The sequence below is a fragment of the Pseudomonas sp. 20P_3.2_Bac5 genome (assembly GCF_025466035.1).
In the GTDB taxonomy this organism is placed as follows: domain Bacteria; phylum Pseudomonadota; class Gammaproteobacteria; order Pseudomonadales; family Pseudomonadaceae; genus Aquipseudomonas.
The window spans coordinates 1-22999 of sequence record NZ_JANLOA010000072.1; the positions used below are offsets into that span (position 1 = coordinate 1).

Annotated in this window: 13 protein-coding genes and 2 pseudogenes; 2 read left to right on the top strand and 13 right to left on the bottom strand. The window is 64.7% G+C overall.

Annotation, left to right across the window (positions count from 1 at the left end):
• Window positions 1-9: 9 nt before the first annotated feature.
• From NTD88_RS13910 to NTD88_RS13955, 11 genes and pseudogenes are all read right to left on the bottom strand, one after another.
• Window positions 10-1485: a TolC family protein gene (locus NTD88_RS13910; RefSeq protein WP_262129951.1), complete on the bottom strand. Its 1476-nt coding sequence runs from the start codon at window positions 1483-1485 to the stop codon at window positions 10-12.
• 50 nt (window positions 1486-1535) lie between these two features.
• Window positions 1536-11666, bottom strand: a complete 10131-nt coding sequence (locus NTD88_RS13915) for a DUF4347 domain-containing protein (RefSeq protein ID WP_262154309.1) — start codon at window positions 11664-11666, stop codon at window positions 1536-1538.
• A 90-nt stretch (window positions 11667-11756) separates the two neighbouring features.
• Complete coding sequence (locus tag NTD88_RS13920; RefSeq protein WP_095157498.1) at window positions 11757-12302, bottom strand: phage tail protein; 546 nt, start codon at window positions 12300-12302, stop codon at window positions 11757-11759.
• A gap of 41 nt (window positions 12303-12343) precedes the next feature.
• Complete coding sequence (locus NTD88_RS13925; protein WP_095157496.1) at window positions 12344-12685, bottom strand: DUF6916 family protein; 342 nt, start codon at window positions 12683-12685, stop codon at window positions 12344-12346.
• A complete protein-coding gene (locus tag NTD88_RS13930; RefSeq protein WP_095157494.1) occupies window positions 12682-13179 on the bottom strand; it encodes a GNAT family N-acetyltransferase in 498 nt (165 codons plus the stop codon). Before NTD88_RS13930 ends, NTD88_RS13925 begins: the two co-directional genes overlap by 4 nt.
• Window positions 13180-13297: 118 nt before the next feature.
• Entirely contained in the window at window positions 13298-15397 is a 2100-nt protein-coding gene (locus NTD88_RS13935; protein ID WP_262154308.1) for a site-2 protease family protein, read from the bottom strand.
• Window positions 15394-16398 (bottom strand): annotated as a pseudogene (locus tag NTD88_RS13940) (efflux RND transporter periplasmic adaptor subunit); the annotation flags it as partial. The pseudogene NTD88_RS13940 and the gene NTD88_RS13935, both read right to left, overlap by 4 nt.
• Window positions 16399-16481: 83 nt before the next feature.
• A pseudogene (locus tag NTD88_RS29245) lies at window positions 16482-16713 on the bottom strand (HlyD family secretion protein); the annotation flags it as partial.
• Complete coding sequence (locus NTD88_RS13945; protein ID WP_262154306.1) at window positions 16710-17471, bottom strand: efflux RND transporter periplasmic adaptor subunit; 762 nt, start codon at window positions 17469-17471, stop codon at window positions 16710-16712. The gene NTD88_RS13945 and the pseudogene NTD88_RS29245, both read right to left, overlap by 4 nt.
• A 78-nt stretch (window positions 17472-17549) precedes the next feature.
• Window positions 17550-17882, bottom strand: a complete 333-nt coding sequence (locus NTD88_RS13950; RefSeq protein ID WP_410017277.1) for a hypothetical protein — start codon at window positions 17880-17882, stop codon at window positions 17550-17552.
• Between the two features lie 182 nt (window positions 17883-18064).
• The gene (locus tag NTD88_RS13955; RefSeq protein WP_175651889.1) at window positions 18065-18487 is read right to left on the bottom strand and encodes a hypothetical protein; all 423 of its coding nucleotides are present in this window, start codon (window positions 18485-18487) and stop codon (window positions 18065-18067) included.
• 233 nt (window positions 18488-18720) lie between these two features.
• Here NTD88_RS13955 and NTD88_RS13960 point away from each other — a divergent pair, with 233 nt between their 5' ends.
• The gene (locus NTD88_RS13960) at window positions 18721-20034 is read left to right on the top strand and encodes a glycosyltransferase family 4 protein (RefSeq protein WP_262154305.1); all 1314 of its coding nucleotides are present in this window, start codon (window positions 18721-18723) and stop codon (window positions 20032-20034) included.
• On the opposite strand, the gene cobF is transcribed toward NTD88_RS13960, so the two are convergent.
• Together cobF and NTD88_RS13970 are read right to left on the bottom strand one after the other, a co-directional pair.
• A complete protein-coding gene (gene cobF / locus NTD88_RS13965) occupies window positions 20003-20740 on the bottom strand; it encodes a precorrin-6A synthase (deacetylating) (RefSeq protein ID WP_262154304.1) in 738 nt (245 codons plus the stop codon). The two genes, NTD88_RS13960 and cobF, sit on opposite strands and share 32 nt — an antisense overlap.
• A 53-nt stretch (window positions 20741-20793) precedes the next feature.
• Window positions 20794-22083, bottom strand: a complete 1290-nt coding sequence (locus NTD88_RS13970; RefSeq protein ID WP_262154303.1) for an OprD family porin — start codon at window positions 22081-22083, stop codon at window positions 20794-20796.
• 343 nt (window positions 22084-22426) lie between these two features.
• Here NTD88_RS13970 and NTD88_RS13975 point away from each other — a divergent pair, with 343 nt between their 5' ends.
• On the top strand, window positions 22427-22786 hold the full coding sequence (locus NTD88_RS13975; RefSeq protein ID WP_095157477.1) for a histone-like nucleoid-structuring protein, MvaT/MvaU family: 360 nt from the start codon (window positions 22427-22429) through the stop codon (window positions 22784-22786).
• The last annotated feature ends 213 nt before the right edge of the window (window positions 22787-22999 follow it).

Here is a 22999-nt window from a genome sequence, read left to right on the forward strand (position 1 = left end):
CCGGAGCCATCAATGGTTCCAGTTCGCCTCGCTGTTCTGCAGCGCCGTGGCAATCGTCTGCAGGTTGTTGTCCGGCAGGCTGTCCGGGAGCAGGTCGGTGCCGGAGCTGACGTACAACTGCGCGTAGGCATTGCGCAGCTCTGCGTAGGACAGATCGCGCTTGAGCTGGGTCTGCAGGTTGTTCAGTTCGCCCTGGATCAGTTCCAGTTCACCGATGTTCTGCGTCTGGAAGCGGTTGCGCAGTTGTTCGGCGATCTGTCCGTCGAGGGTCGCCAGCTCTTCGCTGGTGTGGAACTGGCGCACGGCTTCGCTGTAGTTGGCGCGGGCCACGTACAACTGCGCCAGTACCGCCATCGACATCGCCTGACGACGGGCCGCGGCAACGTCTTCACCCGCTTCGGCGACCTTGATCGCCGCCGGCGCCGAGAGCACGTTGAACAGGTTCCAGGTCACCTTGACGCCGTAGTCCGCCCAGCTCTGGTTGACCAGGAAGGAGTTGCTGTCGTAATGACCGCCAACCGAGAATTCCAGGCCCGGCAGCAGGCGCAGCATGGCCTTGCGGGTTTCCGCGGCGCTGATGCGCGCCTGATAGTCCTGCTCGCGCAGTTCCGGGCGGTTGGCCAGGGCCTTCTGCTCCAACTGGGCGAAGTCAGCCTTGAACTCCGGCACCACATAGCCCTCTTCCGGCGCCAGGGCGAAGTTGGTGTTCAGCGGCAGGTTGACCAGCGCCGCCAGTTCGGTCTTGGCCAGCGACAACGCACGGCGCTGCTCTTCCAGTTGGCGCGTGGCTTCGATCAGCGCGCGCTGGTAGCTGAGCGACTGCACCGGATCACCGACCCGCTGGGCCGCCATGTGTTGGCTGTTGGTGCGGGCTTCGTGGATACGCGCCATCAGGCCGTCGATCTGGGTCAGCAGGCGCTGGGCCGCCACCGCACGCCAGTACGCCGAACGTACGTCCTGGGTGATGGTGTGGATCACTTTGCGCCGGCGTTCTTCGAGGATCAGACGCTGATCGGCCTGCTGCTTGGCGCTGACGTAGCTGACACCGAAGTCCAGCACGTTCCAGACCATGGTCAGGTCCGCCACTTCGCGGTCACGGTCCTGGGAGGTCGACGGTTCCAGGGACTGGGTGCCGGTGCGGACGCTCTGGCTGCTGGAGGCGCTGGTGTTGTTGCGGCCGGCGTAACCGGCCGCCACGGCCATGCGCGGCAGCATGTCGAAGCGCGCCAGGTCGACCTGGCGCTTGGACAGCGCTTCTTCCATCACTTTCAGGCGCGCTTCGAGGTTGTATTTCACCGCGCGGGCCATGGCCTGGTGCAGGGTCAGCGGGCCGTTGAGCGGTTCCTGGTCCTTGAACATGGTCGCCAGGTCGGTGCGTGCACGTTCCTCGCTGGCACTGCGGTCGATTGGCTGGCTGGTGACAGCGCAACCGCTGATGGCCAGCGCCAGCAAGCTGGCACCGAACAATTTCTGGCTTTTTTTCATCCTTGGGCCGCCCCCTGGTACGGCTTTATTTCGCAAGTGTGTGCTGTACGTCATGCCCGCTTCCCGATCTGCGCCGGCTGAGCCAGGGCCATGGCCAACTCGCGCACCTGGCGCTGGTCGGTTTCATTGATGTGATGCAGTTGCTGGCCGAGGGTCGGTGCCCCGAACACCCCGCGCAGCCCCTGGTTGAGGTCGCTCTGGCGCCACTGGCTGCCATTGAAAATGTTCATTTCGCTGACACCCGGCACATCGCGACCAAAGATGTTGGCGAAGGTACTGCTGCCGAACACCCCGCCATCGCCGCCGCCAAAGCCGAGGAATCCGCCCTGGCCGCCGCCGATACCGGCGTCGCTGCTGGCGAAGACCTGGGCGATGAAGCTCGGCGCGCTGCTGCCGTTGCCGAGGAAGATGGTGCCCAGCGGCTGCAGGCTACCGCCGACGGTGCGTATTTCGAACAAGGCCGGCGCCGCCAATGGCGACACCGCCTCGTTGACGACGAAGCCCGGGACTTGCGGCTGCACCACCGCTACCTGCGGCGCGACGAGGGTATCCGGTGGGTTGAGCCGGTAGTTGAGGTCGCCGACGTCCTGCGACTGGATGGTCTGCGACTGCCCCGTGAGGGACACCGCCAGTTCGTTGCCGGCCTGGTCGCGGATGCCGCTGCCGAAGGCGTTCAGGCTCAGGGCCAGGGCTCCCGCCCCGCTCATGTTGCCGACGGTGATGCGATAGGTCTTGGCGTCGATCTGCTGCACCGACTGTACCGAACCACTGGCGCTGCCAGTACCGACCACGCTGAAGTCGCCGGCATCGACGCCGCTGACCGCCTCGTCGAAGGTCAGGGTGAAGTTCAGGGTGCGGTCAGCCGGCTGGACGGGGCCGTCCACCACGATGCCGGTTGGCCGCGGGGCCTTGGCGTCGAGGAGGATGCCGCGGGTATCGGCGACGTTGTTCAGGCCAGCCTGCACGTCGTTGCCACGGGCGTCACGGATGCTGCCGCCGTTGAGGTCGATGGCCGAGCCGACATTGAAGGTGCTGTTGCCGGACATGCCGCTGGTGACATTCAGGCGGAACACCAGGGCATTGCCGTTCGAGCCGGACACGTAGTCGGCGTAGACCACGCGACCGTTGTCCAGGGTAATCGCCAGACGCGGATTGCCGTCGCCGCTGTCCACCAGCACCGCTTCGTCGGTGCGCACGGTGAAGTCCAGGTGCTGGCCGGCGACGTAGGTGCCGCTGGCCGGGACATCCACGCTGCTCACCGACGGCGCGACGCGGTCGATGCTGTAGATGGCGCCCTGCAGGCCACCCGTAATCGGGTTGCCGGCGACATCGACGATGCCGGTGCCTGTGGCATTCAGGTCCAGGCGCACGTTGCCGGCGCCGGCCAGGTTGTCCACCAGGATGGTGTAGGTGCGGTCGTTGACCCGCTCCACCGAAGCGATGCGGCCACTGGCCGAACCGGTGAAGGCCAGCGAGAAGTCGGCGCTGTCGACGCCGGACACACTCTCGTCGAAGGTCACGGTGTAGCGCACCGAACCATTGTTGGTCGGGCTGAGGTCGACGCGGACGATGTCGCCGACCTGCGGTGCCACGGTGTCGATGACCACGCCGGACGCCACGCCCGGGGTGTTCAGCGCCAGGTTCAAGGCGTTGCCGGCGGCGTCGCGCACGGTCCCACCGTCGAGGTCGAGCGTACCGCCCAGGCCTATGCCGCCACTGGCGTTGTTGCTCGGCGCGACGGTGTACTCGAACACCAGCGCATTGCTGCCGCTGCCGGACACATAGGTGGCGTAGCGGGTCACGCCGCCGATGTTCAGCGCGATACGCGGAGTGCCGCTGCTGGTGTCGACATTGACCGTTTCGCTGACGTTGACGGTGAAGCGCAGCACGTCGCCGGCGTTGTAGGCGCCCGGCGCCGGCAGGCCAACGGTGGTGACGGTCGGGACCACGGCATCGACCAGCACGCCGTCGGTTGCCGAAACGCCGTTGAGGCCCAACTGCGCATCGTTGCCGACAGCGTCACGCAAGGTCGCGCCGTTGAGCTGGATGGCATTGCCCACCGTGATGCCGTTGGTGTCCAACAGGCCGGTGCTGACGGTGAGGCGGAACACCAGGGCGTTGGTGCCGGCGCCGGACAGGTACTCGGCGTAGGCGGTCTGGCCGTTGTCCAGCAGCACTTCCAGGCGCGGCGAGCCGTTGCTGGTATCCAGTTGTGCCGCTTCGCTCAGGTGCACGGTGAAGTCGAGGTTCTGCCCGGCGACGTAGGTGCCGTTGGCTGGCACATCGACGCCCGTCACGCTTGGCGCGACCCGGTCGATGGTGTAGTTGACGCCAACCCGCGCACCAACCACCAGGTTGCCGGCGGCGTCGGCGATATCGGTGCCTGGCTTGACGTCCAAACGCACCAGACCGGCGCCGCTGAGGTTGCCGATAGTCACGGTGTAGACCTTGCCATCAACGCTGCTGATGTTGTCGATGCTGCCGTTGGCGGTGCCGGTGAAGAACACCGCGAAGTCGCTGGCATCAACGTTGTTCACCACCTCGCTGAAGGTCACGGTGTAGCTGACCGTGGCGCTGTTGGTCGGCGTCGCATCGGCACGCACGATGTTGGCGGCGTAGGGCAGCGTGGTGTCGACCAGCACGTTGCCGGTGTTGCCCACGGCGCCGAGGTTGAGGTTCAGGGCGTTGCCGGCCGGGTCGTTGATATGGCCGCCGTTGAGGTCCAGGGTGCCGTTGACGGCGATGCCGCTGCTGGCGGTGTCGCCAGACTGCACGGTGTACTGGAAGACCAGGGCGCCATTGGCGGCACCGGAGGTGTAGGTGGCGTAGCGCGTCACGCCGCCCACGGTGAGCACCAGTCGCGGGGTGCCGCTGGTGGTGTCGACCACAACGCCTTCGCTGGTGTTGACGGTGAAGCTGAGCACGTCGCCAGCCTTGTAGCTGCCGTCAGCCGGCAGGCCGACGCTGTCGACCACCGGGACGACCGCATCCACCATTACGCCGCTGGTGTCGCCGACGCTGTTCAGGGTGGTGACGGCATCGTTGCCGGCCCCGTCGCGCACGATCCCGCCATTAAGGTCAATGGCACTGCCGAGGGTGATGCCGTTGGTGTCCAGTTGGCCGTTGACGACGTCCAGGCGGAACACCAGGGCGTTGCTGCCGGAGCCGGACACATAGTTGGCCCAGGCGGTCTGGCCGTTGTCCAGGGTTACCTGGATGCGCGGGATGCCGTCGGTGGTGTCGACGGTGGTGTTCTCGGTCAGGTTGACGGTGAAGTCGAGGGTCTGCCCGGCGACGTAGGTGCCGTTGCCCGGCACGCTGACGCTGGTCACCGTCGGGGCGATGCGGTCGATGATGTAGGTCTGGCCGACCAGGCCGCCCGTCACTTCGTTGTTGGCCGCATCGACGATGCCGGTACCGCTGTTGTTCAGCGCCAGCGTGACCGTACCGGCACCGCTGAGGTTGCCGATCACGACACTGAAGGCGCGGCCGTTGATCCGGGTGACGCTGGCCAGGGTGCCGGTGACGGTCCCGCCGAAGATGACGTTGAAGTCGTTGATATCGACACCGCTGACGTCTTCGCTGAACGTCACGTCATAGCTGACCGAACTGCCGTTGGAGATCGCGCCGCCGGAGCGGGTGACACCGGTCACGCTCGGTACGCCGGTATCCACCAGCACCGCCGTGGTGCTGCCAACACTGTTCAGGGCCAGGGTCAGGTCATTGCCAGCAGCGTCCTTGACGCTGCCGCCGTTGAGGTCGAGGTTGCTGCCGACGCTGATACCGTCGCTATCGTTGTCACCCGCCTGCACGGTGTACTGGAAGACCAGGGTCGCCCCGCTGCTGCTACCCGGGACCAGGGTGGCGTAACGAGTGACCCCGTCGATATCCAGGGCCAGGCGCGGCGAACCGCTGGCGAACACCGCTTCGCTGGCGTTGACCGTGAAGCTCAGCACGTCGCCGGCCTTGTACGAACCGTTGGCCGGCACGTTGACCGTGGCCACGGTCGGTACCACGCCATCAACGAGGATGCCGCTGGTGCTGCCCGGGGTGAAGGCGGTGGCGCTGTCGTTGCCGGCCAGGTCGCGCAGGCTGCCGCCGTTGAGCTGGATGCTGTTGCCGACGGTGATGCCGTTGCTGTCCTGCTGGCCGCTGGCGACCACCAGGCGGAACACTAGCGCGCTGGTACCGCTGCCGGAGACGTACTCGGCGTAGGCGGTGCCGCCGGTGTCGAGGGTCACCTCGATACGCGGGGTGCCGCCACTGGCATCGACTACCACGTTCTCGCTGAAGTTGACCGTGAAATCGAGGTTCTGGCCGAGGATGTAGGTGCCATCGGCCGGGCTGGCGACGTTGCTGATGGTCGGCACTACGCCATCGATGACGATGGCTTTCTGGCCGGCGATCGAGGCGTTGCCGTTGAGGGCAGGCAGCGTCAGCGTCGCGTTATTACTGTGGACGCTCTGGATGGTCGCGGCGTTGAGTTGCAGCGCGCTGGTGCTGTTGTAGTTGAGGTCAGCGCTGACGTCACCGGCCTGCACCGTGTAGCTGAAGCTCAGGGTGTTGCTGCCAGAACCACTGACATAGGTCGCCAGGCGGTCGATCAGCCCGGTTTCCAGCAGAAGGGTCGGTATGCCGTTGGCAACGATCACGTTCATGTCGAAGGTAACCGTGATCGTCAGTTGCTCGCCCACCTTGTAGGCACGGTCCGGTTGCACGACGCTGACATTGGTTACGTTGGGGTTCAGCGGCGCGACGGTGATGGCGATGACATCGGTGTCGGTCTGAGCGCCACCGGTGCCGACGGAGCCATTGTCAGTGGTGTGGATTTGCAGCGCCGCGACGCCGTTGTAGCCCGCGGTCGGGGTGAACGTGAGGCCGTCGAGGGCGGCGTTGACCGCAGCCAGCGAACCGACAAACCTGACAGTGGCATCGCCCGTGCCAGTGCCGACCAGCAGACCCAGTCCACTCTGGGTCGACAGGGTGATCAGGCCATTGGTCGCGGTCAGGGTGACGTCGATCTGGTTGCCGCCCAGGTCCACGTCGCTGACCACGATGGCATTGCCGTTGCCCGTGCTGAATGTCAGCACGCTGTCCTGCGGCACGCTCTGGCTGCCCGGCACGGTGTTGACCGGCGCATCGTTCACGGCGTCCACCACCAGGCTGACGGTCTTGCTGTCGGTCTGCGCGGAACCGCCGGTGTTGCCGTTGTCGTTGATCGACACGGTCAAGGTGACGGTGCTGGTGCTATTGAGCGCGGTCTGGAATTTGACGGCGGAGGCGGCGATGAAGGCGTTGATATCGCTCAGCGAACCCGACAGCGTCAGCGCGCCGGTGCCGGAGCCCAGCACCGTGACGCCGCTGCCGGAGGTGGCGATCAACGTACCGCTGGGCACCGAGAACGTCGCGGTGACCGAGGCGCTGCCGGCATCGACATCGCTGAAGCTGATGCCTGTCAGTGCACCCGGGACATCCTCGACCACGCCGATCGATGGCGGCACCGTCGCCACCGGTGCATCGTTCACCGGGTTGACGGTGAGGGTCATGGTGGTACTGGTGGTGCTGACGCTGCCGGTATCGACGCTGATGGTCAGGGTCACGTTGGCGGTGGCGTTGGCCGCCGTGGTGAAGCTCAGCTTGTTGCTGGCGATGAAGCTGTTGATGTCAGTGATGGTGCCGGTCAGGGTCAGCGCGCTGGACGTACCGCCCACGGTCACGCCGCTGCCGCTGTTGGCGTTGAGCGTGCCCGAGGCGACACTCAGGGTCACGATGGCGTTGCTGGAATCGACGTCGCTGATGCTGATCAGGTTGATGACCGAGGCAATGTCCTCGACCACCTGGGTGTTCGACGGCGCCGTGATGATCGGCGAGTCGTTGACCGCGGTGAGGGTGACGCTGCGGGTCACGGCGGACGCAGCCAGACCACCGCCGTCGGTGACCTGGAACTCGATGTTACGGGTGGTGGTGGTCGGGTTTTCCGACAGGTTGGTGTAGGTCACCGAGCGCAACGCGGCCTGCCACTGCGCCAGGCTCGCCTGGTTGCCGACCGACGTCAGGGTGAGAACGCCAGTGGTGGCGTCCCAGCTTCCGATGATGTTGCCCATGGTGGCGGGGTTGTTGATGAAGCCCAGTTGGTCCTGGCCCACGTAATGGTTGGACACGATCACAGTGGCCTGGCTCAGGTCCGGACCATCCGGGTCGGCGATGGTCACGCCGGAGTCGATGACCACCGGCGTGGACGTGGTGTTGTTACCTTCGACCCAGGACACGGTGCCGGAACTGGAGGTCATGGTCGGCGCATCGTTGACCGCGGTCACGGTCACGCTGGCCGTGTCCAGGGCCGTGGAGAACGCGGTGGTGCCGCCGGCAGCGGAGGCATCGACCTTGGTGCCCTGTTGTCCGGCGCTGGCGCCGGTCTGGTCCCAGGCGCGGAAGGTGACGCTGGCACTGGTGCCGTTGATGCCGTCCGGCACGAAGCGCACGTGATCGCTGGCACGCAGCAGCAGCGCGCTGCTCGCCGACACGGTGCCGACGTTGCTCCAGGTGGTGCCGTCGAGGCTGTACTGCCAGGTGCCGTTGCCGCTGTTCAGGCTGGTGATGGCGATGCCTTTCAGGGCGCCGGTATCGACGTCGGTGTAGTTGGCGCCATACAGCGAACCGACCAGAACGCCGCTGTTGTTGATCGAGCCGTCGGTCAGGCCTGGCAGGGTCGGCGCGGCAGGAGTGAGCACCGGCGCGTCATTGACATCGGTGACGGTGAGCGAGGCCGAGGCGGTGCCCGAGGAGAACGCGGTGCTGCCGCCGGTGACACTGGTGTCGGCGGTACGCGGCACGGCACTGGAGGACGCCAGACCACTGGTCTGGTCCCAGGCGCGGAACGTCAGGGTCGCGGTTTCGCCGTTGGCGCCGCCTGGGACAAAGCGCACGTACGTGGTTTGCGCCAGTAGCAACGAGGCTCCGGTGGACACCGTGCCGAAGTTGGTCCAGCCGGTGACCCCATTGGTGGAGTACTGCCAAGAGCCGCTGCCGCTGACCGCGGTCACCGCGATACCCTTCTGGGCGCCGGTGTCCAGATCGCCGTAGGTGAGGCCGGCCAGTATCGTGCTTATCGAGGTTCCAGTGGAGATGGTGTCTTCGTTCGTGCCCGTCAGGACGTAAGGCCCACCGGCCAGGGTCGGAGCATCGTTCACCGACACCAGGGTCACCACGCTGGCGATCGACAACATGCCGATTTCAGTCCCGCCGTTGGCGACGCCGCCGCTGTCGCGAACGGCGGTCAGGGTGGCGGTGCGTGAAGCGCCCTGCGGGCTGTCGCTGTCGTTGCGGTAGGCGATGTTGTTGACGATGGTCTGCGCCAGCGCCGTGGTTATCCCGGCATGGGTGACGGTCACGGTGGCGGTACTGCCGGAGACGGCAACCGACACGCTCAGGCCGTTGGTGCCCGTGGTCACCGACGTCAGGTCGGTGAGGTTGACAGTGGTGCCGTCGATGACCAGCTTTTCCAGGCTGCCATCGGCCAGGTTGCTGACCTGCATGATCAGCCCGGTGATGGTCTGCCCCGCTTCGATGGTACTGATGGTGGTGCCGCTGAAGAGAATGGCCGCCGTACCGTTCTCGGTGAAGGTCGGGTTGGCGCCGGTGGCGGTCAGGGTCGGTGCGTCGTTGACCGCGTTGATACCTACCGTCACCAAGGCCGCAGCGCTGGTGGCGCCGGCGCCATCGCTGATGGTGACCTGCACGGTGCGCGCCGGCGTGGCAATGTCGGCATCGTTGGTGTTGCGGTAGGTCAGGTTGCGCACCAGCGCAGTGACGGCAGTGGCGTCCGCGGCGCCATTGAGGGTGATCACCAGCGGGCTGCCCGCTGTGCCACCGGTGAAGGTGCCGATCTGGACGCCGCCATAGGAGATGTTGCTGCTAGAGACGCTGATCTGCGTGGGGCCTGTGCCCTCGTTGAAGACAAACAGGACGTCTTCACCGGACACACCGTTGCTGGTGATCGACGCGGTGACGGTGCCACCGGTGAACAGGGTGGTGTCGGCATCGGTGACGGTGGCATTGCCGCTGGCATCGAGCCGCGTGCCAGTGCTGCCTTCGGTGTAGCTGACGGAGTCGCCGTTGAGGTTGGCGATTACCGGCGCGGCGTTGGCCGCGGTGGCGAAATTCAGCGTGGTGTTGTTCTGGATACCCTTGAAGACAATGCCGTCGGCATCGACGAAGGTCTTGGCGTCGGCACGCAGGGCATAGGAAGTGCCAGCGGCCAGGGTGATCGACGGATCGATGGTCCAGGTGGTGCCGGAACCCACGATCTGCGTACTGCCGACCGGGATGGTTTCGACTATCACGTTGTCCGAGGTCCGCACGATGTAGAGGTTGCCGGTGCCCTTGGTGACCGACTCGCTGAAGGTCAGCACGATATTGGCGGTCCGGCTGACACCGGTGGCATTGTCGCTCGGGGTGGACGCCGTGACCTCGGGCGGCGAGCCGTTCTGCACATAAAAATTGCCCGAGCTGGAGTTGGTGGCCGAGAAGATATCGAGGTCACCATCGCCGTCGAAGTCGCCGACGCGGTAGTTCGCGCCGGTGTGGTCGACCAGGGTCAAGCCCGCCAGGGGCGAGTTTGCGAGGGTCAGGATGGTGAAGGTGCCATCACCATTGCTGCGTGCATATTGGAAGGCAGTACCGTTGGCACCGGTCTGGTAGAGAATGTCGGCGTCGCCATCGCCGTCGAAGTCGCCGACCAGCAGGCGTCCGTTGGCGGCGGCCGCGGGGAAGGTTGTAGTGGAGCCGCTACTGAAGCTGCTGCCATTGTTGCGCAGGAAGGTGCCGGTGGCTCCGCTGACCGCGGCCAGGATGTCCAGGTCACCATCGCCGTCGAAATCGGCAACGTAATAGTTGTTGCCCCCATGGTCCGGAAGTGTCAGCCCGGCGAAAGGCGAAGTCGCCTGAGTCAGAATCGTGAAGTTGCCACCGCCTTCGCTGCGGGCGTAGGCCCAGGCGCTGCCAGAGCCGCCCGTCTGATAAAGGATGTCGGTATCACCATCGTTGTCGAAATCACCCACCACCATGCGGGAGCCGACAGCGGGCTGCGGAAAGCTCGCACTGGATTGGCTGCTGAAAACACCATTGTCGTTGCGCAGGAACATCCCGGTGGTGCCGTTCACCCCGACCAGCACATCGATATCACCATCGCCATCGAAGTCACCAACGAAGTAGTTGGAGTTGGTATGGTCCGGCAGCGCTAACCCGGCAAACGGCGATTGCGCCAATGTCAGTTGGGTAAAGGTGCCATTGCCGTTGCTCCGCGAATAAGCCCAGGGGCTGCCATTGGCGAGGGTCTGATAAAGAATGTCGGTATCGCCGTCGCCGTCGAAATCGCCAACCACCACACGACCGGCCGCGCCAATGGTCGAGGAGCCCAGCGGGGCATTCCCGGTGCTCCAGGTGGTCACCAGCAGACCGTCGTAGGCATCCACCGTCAGGGTGGCCGTTTCGATCACACCACTGCTGCGCTCCAGCGTCCAGTTGCCGCCCAGCGCCGCGGCCCCGGTATCGTCCGAGGAGGCCGCCACATCGGCGCCGGTGATGCTTGCCAGGTCATCGATAAACGCCTGGCCCTTGCTGCTGTCGCCGACGCGGCAGCCGTAGAGCATCAGGTCGCCGTCGGCCTTAAGCGCGGCACCGATGCTTTCCAGCGCCGCCTGATGCTGGGCCAGGTTGCTTTCCGCCAGCCAGACATTGCCCACCTGCACGGTGCCGTCTGCGCCATGGGACAGCAGGTGGATCGCGTCCAGGCCTTCGCGGCCCTTGAGGTAGTCGGCCATCTGCTGCAGGCCGTCCTTGCTCGGGTCGAGCACCACGACCTCGGCGTTGGCCGGCAGGCCGGCGATCAGCCCGGCGGCGTTGCCGACCTGGCTGTCGACGAACACCACTTCGTGGCGTTGTGCATTGTCGCTGGTGCTGGCACGGGTGTCGGCGCTGGCGGCGGCCTGGCTGGTGTTGTCTGCGGAGGTGCTGTCCTTGGCGGGCTCGGCGGCGGCCTGCGCGGCATCCTGGGCAACCACGGCAACGGACGCATCGAACATGATTCGCGGCTCGAGGGCCATCAGCAACGGCGCGGCACCGGGGTCGACGGAATGCGGCTGCGAAGCGGATTTACGCGAGAATCGTTCGATGAATTTCATGTTGCACCTCCTGGTGTGCCACCGCCCTGTCCGATGCGGTCAAGGCGGCAAAAAAAGTGGCGGTCCCCATGGGCACCGCCGGTTGTTGCATTAGTTGCGGCTCGGGAACTCGCCCACCAGCGCGATGATGAAGCTGACGGCGAGGAACGGGTTGCGAATACCGAACGGCTGGGAGCCACCCGTGATGGTGCTGGGCAAGGAGCTCAGGGCGACCGGGGTACCCGCGTCGGTGGTGTACAGATTCACCGGGTTCAGGTCCTTGTCGGTGGCCGCGCCCAGGTAACCGTTGGCGATCGGCGTGGGGCTGGTGGCGTTCGCAGTGGAGACCGTCAGTCCCATCTGGTGGATGTGCGCAGGCATCTGGCTGGTCACTTGGGTGACCGACTCGGCGCCCGCCACCTCACCGAGGAGAATGTTCGTCAGGCCGGTGCCCTGACCCCAGTGGAGGGGCGAACGACCGCGGAAGTCCGGCAGGCCGAAGGTCGACTGACCGTTGCCGCCGTAGGTGGTGCCCAGAATCGCGAACAGTGCAGTGTTCTGGGTGAGTGGCAGCAATTGCCCGTTGCAAAAGGAGTAGCCGCGCGGGGCGAAATTTCCGCCAAACATCTTGATTTCGCCAATAAACGGATCGCTCATCGAACACTTCCTTAAGTTGAATAGCGTTAGGGTGAAACTCTTCAGCTCTCGGTGCTGGTCGCCAGACCCACTTCACGGTGGATCACGCCTTCCAGCACATTGCGACCGTCCGGTTCCGGCATCACTTGGGTCAGCAGCAACAGCCATTGCTGCCCCTCGGGACCGAACAGTCGATACACGTCCGATGGCAACGTCACCCCGACGGGCAACGCGAGCATCAGCGAATAGCATTCGTAGCGCGCATCCATCGGCACGCCTTCGCGGACTTCCAACAGTGAAACCCGCAGCCCCTGTTCCGGGGCGAATTGCAGAATGAAGCCCTCGGGATCCGCCGTTTCGAGTTCGGCCCGGCTGGGCATGGTGAAGAGCGGCTCTTGGCTCATGACACTTTCCTGACTGCGGTCTGGGGTTCGCGGCGCAGGCGCAGGTAAACCCCGGACTCGTTGATGACATGGAATCCGAGGCGGCCATACAGCCGCTGGGCACGGTTGTAGTTTTCGACGAACAGCTCGACCACCAGGCCTTGCTCATCGGCGCGGCGCAGCATGTCCTCGATCAACCCACTGCCAATGCCCCGCCCCTGATACTCGGCGACCAGTGCGATATCGATCAGGTTCACGGTGCTCGGCCCCCAATACCGATACAGCCGGCCGATAGCCTGCCCTTCATGCTCAATGATGAGGAACTCGGCGTCGGCGTAATGGGCTTGGTAGTAGGCGTGCTGGGTATGGAATTGCTGGCTGAGGAAGGTTGCGATCTGCTCGGCGGGCCAACCGCTATGAGACATTTCTTCCGCGCGCGTAGCGGCATAGAGGCGTTCGATGAACGCCATATCATCTGAATGCAAGGCACGGAGCGTCACAGCGTACTTCGGCATCAAAGCAAACTTCCCTGTCATGACTACTTTGTGGACTAAATAATTTTGTGACGGGCGTCACAGTTAAGGGCGTGGCAAATTGACAGCAGATTACTCCAACTGTCTTACAATCGCACTACTAAAATCCACTTTCTCTTACGCCTAAAGCGGCCAGTCGTCGCCATGCGGATCCCAATAACGACATGGCCTCTCCGTCCAGCACCACAAGGCCTCTTTGCGGGTGTGACACCTGCTGCGGCGCACCCTTTTCGAGCGCGAAACGAACGCCATATTGAGCCTCCAGCGGCTGCGCCCGCTTCTCTTCGTCGCGGCGCACGGCAATCGGTCCGTGCTGGTCCGACACCAACGCTTCCTGGTCGATGTAAGAGACGCCATTGGCATCCACATCTTTAAGACTCACCGGCAGCGAATCACGCAATACGTCATCGGCGACAAAATGCCCCGACGTGCCCGGCGCCACGCGCCACAGGTCAGCCTCGGCCAGGTAACCACGCAAACGCAGACCACCGCCCGCGACCTGAGCCAGCGGCAGGTCCACGCCGATCCAGCGTCCGGGCGCGAGATTCTTCGCCAGGTCACGCACCACGCCGGCGTGCGGCGCACGCAGGCTCAGGCGTTCGCGCTGGGCCGCCAGGCCACGGTACTCGGCCACCGCCTCGGCCAGGCGCTGTTCAAGAATACCGCTGTCGGCCGCGGTGGCACTGCGCCCCGACTGACGGCGCAATTGCAGTTGCAGGATCTCGATCTCGCGGCGGGTGATGCTCATGCGCGAGGCGAGGTCCGGAGACTCCAGTTCCACCACTATCTGGTTTTCGGCCACTTGCTGGCCATCTTTAACCAACACTTCGCGAATCCGTGCCGGGGCCGGCGCGTGCAAGGCACTGACCCGCTCCGCTTCAAGCATCGCCGGCACCTCGACGCCGCTGCGCCATGGCACCACCAGTACCGCCAGCAACACCAACAGGCCAGCGCCGAGGAACAGCACCTTGCGCGGCTGCGCCTTTTCCCGGTGCTCCCACCAATGTCCCCACTCGCGCCAGATCGGCAGACCGATGAACCACACCAGCTCGACCATCATCAGGAAGATGCCAAGCACCTTGAAGAACAGGTGATAGACCGCCAGGGCGATCCCGAAGAACAGCGCCGCGCGCCAGATCCACGAGGCGTAACCCCAGCACAGCAGGCGCTTGCGCAGCGCCGGCGACCAGCGCTCGGGCGCGGGCTCGCCATAGCCGAACAGGCGCTCGCGCAGGTGCCAGCGGCACAGGGCAAAGCCGCGGCTCTGCAGGTTGTCGACGCCCCACAGGTCGCTGAGCAGGAAATAGCCGTCGAAGCGCATCAGCGGGTTGACGTTGATCGCCACGGTGGTGATCCAGGTGGCGCTGGCCAGCATGAACGCCGCCGTGCGCCCTGCCCCGTCCGGCAGCAACGACCAGGCAAGCAAGGCGATACACGCCAGCACCAGTTCGGCCAGCACGCCGCCCGCACCGATCAGCAGCCGGGTGCGGCGGTCCTGCACGCGCCAGGCATCGCTGACGTCGGTGTAAAGCATCGGCAGCAGCACCATGAACGCCACGCCCATGCTCGGCACCCGGCAACCGGCGCGCTTGGCCATGTAGGCGTGGCCGAATTCGTGGCAGAGCTTGGCGAAACCCAGGGCAATGGCGAAGGCCGCCGCACCGCCCAGGCTGAGCAGGTGTGGAAAGGTCGCGAGGAAGCGCTCCCAGTCGCGCATCACCAGGAAAATCCCCAGCAACAACACCGTCGGCAGGCCATAGCGCAGCAGGTTCGGGCCGAACCGCTCCAGCCACGGCCAGGTGCGATTGAGGAACGCGTCCGGGCGCCACAACGGAATGCGGAAAAACAGGTATTTGTGCAGCAGTTGCGTCCACACGCCCTGGCGCTGGCTGGCCGCCTTGACCTCATAACCGGCGCGCTGCTCGGCGTCGCTGGCGCTGATCAGGTCATGCCCGCGGAGAAACCGCAGCAGCTCGTCCACCGCCTGCGGCCCGAGCGGCGCGCCGGGCTCGGCGTTGGCCGCCTTCAGCACCCGGTTCGGATCGCCCAACGCCCAGTGGCGCAACAGCCGCATGGCCGGCGCGCCCAGTTTGAAATACTTGCCACGCAGCGGGTCGGCCAGGGTCCATTGCGGTGAACCGTCGAGCCCCGGCGCACCCGCCGAAAGCTGCAGGTCGGCACGCAGCGCCGGCAACATCACAGGCCCACCGCCTGACGCAACGCCGCCAGCGGCCGGCGCAACAGGTACAGCGCCAGCGGCGCACGGTCACCGAAGACCTTGGCCGTGCCGCGCAAACCGATACGCGGCGGGGCGGCGTCGAAGGCCGCATCGAGCCGGTAGGCCAGTTGCCCGGCCGCCGTGCTCTGCGCCTGGTACGCGGCGCGTTCCAGGGTCGCGCTGTGGCGGTGCAGCGGGTCGCTGTCGAGGAACAGCGCCACTTCGGCGCCCTGCTCCAGGCCGATGGCATCGGCCACCGGCAGTTCGATCCGCAGCTCGGCCTGGGCCGGGTCGGCGATGTCCAGCAGGCGCTCGCCGGTGCGCACCGGCTTGCCGGTCCAGCGCTGGGCATCGGCGAACACCGCGATGCCGTCGCGTTCGGCGCGCACTTCGCTGCGCGCCAGCAGGTCACGGGCGTAATCACGTTCGGCGCGTTTCTGTTCGACGCGGGCGGCCAGCAGGTCCAGCCGGGCACTGGAGTCGGTATCGGAAAAAGCCCGCTGGGTGTTGGCCTTGAGTTCGGCCTCGGCGACACCCAAGGTGCGCTCGGCAACATCAGCCTGGGCCTTGAGGCTGGTGGCGTCGAAGCGCACCAGCACCTGCCCGGCCTGCACCGGCTGGTTGGGCTTGACCAGGAACTCGGCAACCACCCCATCCAGCGGCGCCGCGACGACCTGACCGTTGCGCGGTACCACTTCAGCCGGCGCCAGCACCGACTGGCGCACTGGCACCAGCAGCACCAGCAACAAGGCCCCGGCGAGCGCCCAACGGGTCCGCGCCGGCCAGCGCAGGCGCCACGGTTTGCCCGGTTGCAAGGCGCGCCAGGCATGACTGTAGCAATCGCCCAACTGCGCCAGCAGCGCCTGTTCGGCCTCGCTCCAGGGATTGTCGCGGGCCAGCCACAAACCGCCGAACACCTCGCCTTCGCGGTCCTTGAGCGGCAGCCAGAACGCATGGGGCGCCGAAAGCGCTTGCCAGTCGTCGCGGCTGGCCTGGTCCAGGCTCTCCGGCGGCACCACGCCGGGCAAGGCGAAGCGATCGCTCGCCGCCAGACGCCCGGCGACCCGCTCGATAAACACCACGAATGGCGCGTTCGGTTCGACCGCGCTGATGCCGGTCAGGGCACGGACCTTGCCGGTGATCAGCAACGCCGCGTGACGAAAACCGAACAACGCCTGGCTGTCGTTGACCATGCTGAAGGACAGCACCTCCACTGAAGCGGCGGCGCGGGCCTGCCGTTCCAGCTTCAGGTAATGCGCCAGAAGTTGTTCCAGCGCGCCGGGAACAGGCGCGTTCATTGCGGCTCCGCAAAGTGCGCGGTGCCGCTCATCCCGGCCAGCAGGCCCGGGGTGTTGGCCGGCACGCTACCGATCAGCAGCAAGGTCTGGCTGCCCTCGTCGATGCGCGCGCCGAGGCGCTTGACCACGGCATTGATCGGCGTGCCGGTTTCATCGGGGACGAAGCTGAACGTCTGCTCGGGCTTGAGCTTGCCGAGCCAGCGCGACGGCACCAGCAAATGGATTTCCAGGGAGCGATTGTCGACGATTTCCAGCAGCGGCGAGCCACTGGCGACGCTCTCGTGCGCCTGGACCCGGCGCACCACGACCTGACCGTCGAACGGTGCCTTCACTTGGCAGCGCTGGACTTGCACCTGATAGACCTGGGATTCGGCCTGGGCCTGGGCCTGCCGGGCTTCGGCGAGGGCCACTTCGAAGCGGCCGACCGAGTTGAGGGCCGCCAACTGCTGCTTGTTGCGCAATTCTTCACGGGCGGCACGCACAGCGGCGCCGGAAGCGTTGGCCTGGGCCTGGTAGGCACTGCAGTCGAAACGCACCAGCACGTCGCCCTTGCTGAACGACTGGCCTTCGGCGAAGGGGATCTCGGTAACGCGGCCGGGCAACTCGCTGGCCAGCACCGCCTGGGACCGCGCACGCAGCACGCCGCGGACCTCACTGGCGGTGGAAGTGGCGCCCTCGAGCAAGGGATCGCTCTCGGTCGCGGCCTGCGCCATGCCACTGATCAGGGCCAAAACCGCCCACCACGCTACCTGCTTCATCTCGCTACATCCTGTAAAAGGTTTGGAATGTTTCAGTTTGAGTATCGGCTGACATGCGCCGAACCTGACCACCGTTGGTCAGCGTCGGCGGTAGCTCTTCTTGCCGCCGGGGGTGAGGCAGTAGACCCCGCCACGCGGCCCGGTGCAGTAGGCGCCGGAGCCACAGCCGCATTCGCTGCTGGCATCCAGCAATGGCCGGGCCACAGCAGAGGAACCACGTCCACCCGTGTAGGCGGCGCAGCTTTTTCTCGAGGCACTGATGGAACCGTCGTTACACAGGAAGGCATCACCATCGCAGCCGGCAATGCCACCCTTGCGTCCGGAGCAAGGCGTGTTGCCAGCCCAGGCGCTGGTGGCTGCGAAGATCAGCAGCAACGTTGGGGCAATCAGACGAATCGAGAACCGCGTCACAAAAACCGCCCTCCACGAAGTGGCCGGATGCTATCAACCTTTTTCTGATCGAGGAAGTGCTCTGCCGGGGGGCTTGATGAAATTTGCGGGGCGGTTGCGAGGAATCGTTCGGAAAAGCTCGCGATCAAGCGGACACGGCGTCAAACCGTGTCCGTTGCGGAGCGTGTTGCGGGGCGTATCGGTTAGCGCTTGCTGTTTCGGGTGTCCTGACCGCCGTAGCTGTTGGAGCGGCTGGTGGAGCTGGAGCCATCGCTGTTGCGAGTGTCCTGGCCGCCATAACTGTTGGAGCGGCTGTTGGACGACTCGCCGTTGCTGTAGCGGGTATCCTGGCCACCGTAGCTGTTGGCGCGGCTGCTGGAACTGCTGCCATCGCTGAAGCGGGTTTCCTGGCCACCGTAGCTGTTCGAACGGCTGGTGGAAGAACGGCCGTCGCTGTAGCGCGTGTCCTGACCACCGTAACTGTTGGAACGACTGGTCGACGTGGTGCCATCGTCGTACCGGCAGTCTTGTCCGCCGTAGCTGTTCGAACGGCAGTTGTCAGCCTGCGCGTAAGACAGCGGCAAGAGCAGCAGGAGGGAACCCAACAGAGCAGCTTTGATCTTCATGAGAATCCTTGCGGTAAGTCGGAATTGCGCGGACGGAGCTGCAGTACAACACCCACGGCGCCCGAAACGTGGCAGCTTGCCACTACAGACCGACAGTCTCGAAACTTGTTTCAGTACGCGCGCAAATATTTTCCCTCAAGAGGACCCGCGATCCTCCAGACAGAGCGCTTGCGCAGCGCAGCAGCGAAGCTGAATCTGCTTTAATACGCCCTTTTTCCAAGGCCCCACCGCCCATGTCCGCATCGCCCCTGCACGTCCTGGTCATTGGTTATGCCTGGCCCGAGCCGACCTCCCCGGCCGCCGGCGGACACATGATGCAGATCCTCGAAAGTTTCCTGGCCCACGGCTGGCGCATCACCTTCAGCAGCTCCGCAGCGGCCGACGAGCACAAGGCCGACCTCGCCAGCCTGGGCATCGGCGAGCAGGTCATTGAACTGAACGACGACAGCTTCGAGCGTTTCATCAGTGAGCTGGCACCGGACGTGGTGCTGTTCGACCGCTTCATGATGGAAGAGCAATTTGGCTGGCGCGTGGAGAAACACTGCCCGGACGCCCTGCGCGTGCTGGAGACGTCCGAGCTGCAGAGCCTGCGCGAAGCGCGTCATGTCCTGCTGCGCCGGCGCCTGACGCATGGCCTGGACCCCAACGATTTCCGCGAACTGTTCGCCACCTCCGGCCCCGACCTCTATCGGCAGATGGCGCCGACCGACCTGACCCAGCGCGAACTCGCAGCGATCTACCGCTGCGATTTGAGCCTGATGATCTCCGACGTGGAGATCAACCTGCTGGTCAACGGCTTCGGCGTGCCGCCTGACCTGTTGCACTGGTGTCCGTTGATGCTGCAGGTGCCGGGCACTGCGCCGCGACCGTTTGCCGAGCGCGCGCATTTCATCAGCATCGGCAACTTGCGCCATGCGCCGGACTGGGACGCGGTGCTGTGGATGAAGCACAACCTCTGGCCGATGATCCGCCGCCGCCTGCCCGATGCGCAGTTGCACATTTACGGCGCCTACGCCCCGCCCAAGGCCACTGCGCTGCATAGCGTCGAGGACGGTTTCCTGATGTTTGAGCGCGCCGACGATGCGCTGGAGGTGATAGGCAAGGCGCGGGTGTGTCTGGCGCCGCTGCGTTTCGGCGCCGGGATCAAGGGCGAGCTCACCGATGCCATGCAGGCCGGCACGCCGAGCGTGACCACGCCGATCGGCGCCGAAGCCATGCACGGCGCCCTGCCCTGGCCCGGTCTGGTGTCCGGCACTGCCGAGGGCCTGGCCGAAGCTGCGGCCAGCCTGTACAACGACGAAGCACGCTGGAACCAGGCCCAACGCGATGCCCGACAATTGCTCGGTGCCCGTTACGATTGGCGCTGGCACAGCCAGGCCCTGGTGGAGCGTATCGAACAGACCTTGCAAGACCTCCCCGCCCAGCGCCTGTACAACTTCACCGGGGCGATGTTGCGTCATCACCAGCACAAGAGCACCCAATACATGGCGCAGTGGATCGAAGCGAAAAACCGGCTTACTGACGACGCAGCAGATAAGTGTCCATGATCCAGCCCTTGCGCGCCCTCGCCTGCTCCCGGGCGGCGAGGATCTGCGCCTTGACCGCCAACAGCGGACCGCTGATGAGGATTTCGTCGGCGCTGCCCAGATAGGCGCCCCAATAGATGTGCAGGTCGGGGTCGTCCAGCTCGGCGAACGCGCACTTGCCGTCCAGCATCACCACTACGTTGTCGATCTGCGGCACTTCGGCCAGCCGTCTGCCGGGGAGAATCTGCAGCGGCTCGCCAACGCGATTCAGCGGAACGCGGTGACGCGCGGCCAGCGCCTGCACGCTGCTGATGCCGGGAATTACTTCGAAGCTGAAGGCCGCGCCTTCCACCAACTCCAGAATCCGCAGCGTGCTGTCGTACAAACCCGGCTCGCCCCAGAGCAGGAAGGCGCCGCATTCCCCGTCGCGCAGCTCGTCGGTCAGCAACCGGCCGTAGAGCGCGGCGCGCTGCTGGTGCCAGTCACGCACGGCGCCAACATAATCGGCCGCCTCGCCATCGCGGCGCGGGTCCTCGACCTGCACCAGCCGGTACGGACGGGTCACGCACTGCTCCAGCATCTGCTTGCGCAGGTGCAGCATGTCGTCGTTGCTCTGGTGCTTGTCCAACACGAAGAAGACATCGGCACGGTTCAGCGCGTCGATGGCTTCCAGGGTGATCTGCCGCGGATTGCCCGGGCCGATTCCGATCAACAGCAGGTGTTTCATGGGTAAAGACTCCCGAAGTGCGCCGGCGCATTGTCGGCGCAGCCGGGCGGGTTTTACCAGATCGAGACGTTGTAGCTGACGATCACCCGGGTTTCATCCATGTCGCGGGCGAACTGCTCGTAGTTGCTGCGATACGTCGAATTACGCAAGCGCACGCTGACATCCTTGAACGTACCGCTTTGCACCTGGTACTTCAGCTCGGTGTCGCGCTCCCACTCCTTGCCCTCGGCCAGGCTGCCGGGGACCTTGACGTGATCGCCATTGATATAACGGGTGAAGAAGGTCAGGCCGTTCAGGCCCAGGGCCTTGAAGTCATAGTCGTAGCGCAGTTGCCAGGAGCGCTCTTGCGCCGCGGCGAAATCATTGACCTGGGCATAGTTGACCAGGTACGGGTTGCTGCCATCCAGGTACGGCATGGCGCTGTCGCCATACATGCGCTGCCAGCCGGCGCTGAGCTTGTGCGCGCCCTGGCTGTAGCCGAGCATGCCGCTGAACGCGCGGTGGTCGATTTCGCCGGCGCGGGCCCGGCCGATATCGTCACTCTTGATCAGGCGCAGGTCGGCGGAAAGGCTGCCGGTCGCCAACGGCTGGCTGGCGGTAAGTCCCAGGAAGTGCTGGAGGTAGATGTTCTCCAGCTTCGCCACCTGGTACTGCGCACTGACCCGCTCGTTGATCCGGTAGTCCAGGCCGGCCAGATCGAAGTGATCGGCGCTGGTGTCGCAGGCATAGCGCTTGTTCTTGCAGTGCACGCGGATGTCCTGGGCATCGGTGGAATCGCGGGCCGTGTATTTGTCCAGGCGCATCAGGCTCAAGCGCAGGTCGCTGACTTCCTCGGACGTCAGCGAGGCGCCATGGAACATCGTCGGCAACAAGCGCCCGTCGTTGTATTTGAGCAGCGCCATGTCCGGCAGCATCGCGCCATAGTTCAACAACGTTTTCGAATAACGGACTTTGCCGGTCAGGCCGAGCTTGGCGTATTGATCCTCGGACTGGCGTGGATCATGTCCACGGGAAGGCAACAGCCCGCTGTTGCTGTCGGCCGGACTCGAATCCAGTTTGAAACCATACATGCCCAGCGCATCAACACCGAAGCCGAACGGCCCGTCGGTATAACCGGACTGAATATTCAGAATAAAGCCCTGCGCCCATTCCTCGCGTTTCGATGCGCCTTGGGTGGAACTGCTGTGGCCGTCACGGAAGTCACGATTGAAGTAAACATTGCGTGTTTCCACACGTGCGCGACTGTCTTCGAAAAAACCGCCGGCGTACGTCGAAAGACTGACGAACACTCCCGCCAGGCCACACAAACGGCGCCCGCAAGAGCAAGAAAGAGGGGCAAACATGAGCAACAGGAAATCCGAATAAAGGCAAGAAACGGCCCCGCGCCAAGCACCCGGGGCCCTACACCGTCGCACGGACTCGCGCGGCGGCCGCGGATTATCGGCAAGCGCTCTGGCCCGGCCCATTGGACCATGGTCGAAGGCCTTCGCCAGACACCCTCGTTACTTCATCCGGGCGCCGAACATTATCAAGTTTGAAAGTTCCATGGCCGGCGCCTTAAAAGTTCACTGTTAGTCCGTGGGCAATTGGCTACACTGTTAACCATGCTGTTATTACAGCCCCGTGGTCGTTGTGTTATTTGCGGTCATCGCAGTGCCCAACACCGTTGATACAGGAGTGGTTACCGTGTCCAGACTTGCAGAGTTTCGCGCCGCCGAGAAAGCCCTTCAGGAACAGATCGCACAACTGGAGGTATTGAAAAAGGACTCCGGCCTTAAACGTGAAATCGAATTCGAACAGAAACTTGTCGCGCTGATGAAGAACTACGACAAAGGCCTGCGCGACATCATCGCAATCCTCGACCCCGCAGCCGCCACCAAATCCGTGGCGCGCACACCGAAACAACGTCGGGCGCGGGTGGTGAAAGTCTACGAGAACCCGAATACCGGTGAACTGATCGAGACCAAAGGCGGCAACCACCGCGGTCTTAAAGCCTGGAAACAACAATATGGGGCGGATACCGTTGACAAATGGTTGCGCAAGTGAAATTCGCTTCACATATTTTTCACAATCAGTGGATCAGGATGGAGGCTGCTAAAGGATTAGCGCCCCATTCGCCCGCTTCGGCGGGCTTCTAATTCCTGCGCCCCGTGAGCTTCGGCCACGGGGCGCAATTGTTTGCGCAATGGATTCAGTTCCGTATCATGGCCGCCTGACTGTTTTGCCGACGCCCCTGGCGCCGGCCTCAATTGCGGAGTG

What these genes read in the sequence shown, in the direction of transcription:
- NTD88_RS13910 (WP_262129951.1), bottom strand. Translation starts at nt 1,485, where the DNA reads ATGAAAAAAAGCCAGAAATTGTTCGGTGCCAGCTTGCTGGCGCTGGCC.
- NTD88_RS13915 (WP_262154309.1), bottom strand. Translation starts at nt 11,666, where the DNA reads ATGAAATTCATCGAACGATTCTCGCGTAAATCCGCTTCGCAGCCGCAT.
- NTD88_RS13920 (WP_095157498.1), bottom strand. Translation starts at nt 12,302, where the DNA reads ATGAGCGATCCGTTTATTGGCGAAATCAAGATGTTTGGCGGAAATTTC.
- NTD88_RS13925 (WP_095157496.1), bottom strand. Translation starts at nt 12,685, where the DNA reads ATGAGCCAAGAGCCGCTCTTCACCATGCCCAGCCGGGCCGAACTCGAA.
- NTD88_RS13930 (WP_095157494.1), bottom strand. Translation starts at nt 13,179, where the DNA reads ATGCCGAAGTACGCTGTGACGCTCCGTGCCTTGCATTCAGATGATATG.
- NTD88_RS13945 (WP_262154306.1), bottom strand. Translation starts at nt 17,471, where the DNA reads ATGAAGCAGGTAGCGTGGTGGGCGGTTTTGGCCCTGATCAGTGGCATG.
- NTD88_RS13955 (WP_175651889.1), bottom strand. Translation starts at nt 18,487, where the DNA reads ATGAAGATCAAAGCTGCTCTGTTGGGTTCCCTCCTGCTGCTCTTGCCG.
- NTD88_RS13960 (WP_262154305.1), top strand. Translation starts at nt 18,721, where the DNA reads ATGTCCGCATCGCCCCTGCACGTCCTGGTCATTGGTTATGCCTGGCCC.
- cobF (WP_262154304.1), bottom strand. Translation starts at nt 20,740, where the DNA reads ATGAAACACCTGCTGTTGATCGGAATCGGCCCGGGCAATCCGCGGCAG.
- NTD88_RS13970 (WP_262154303.1), bottom strand. Translation starts at nt 22,083, where the DNA reads ATGTTTGCCCCTCTTTCTTGCTCTTGCGGGCGCCGTTTGTGTGGCCTG.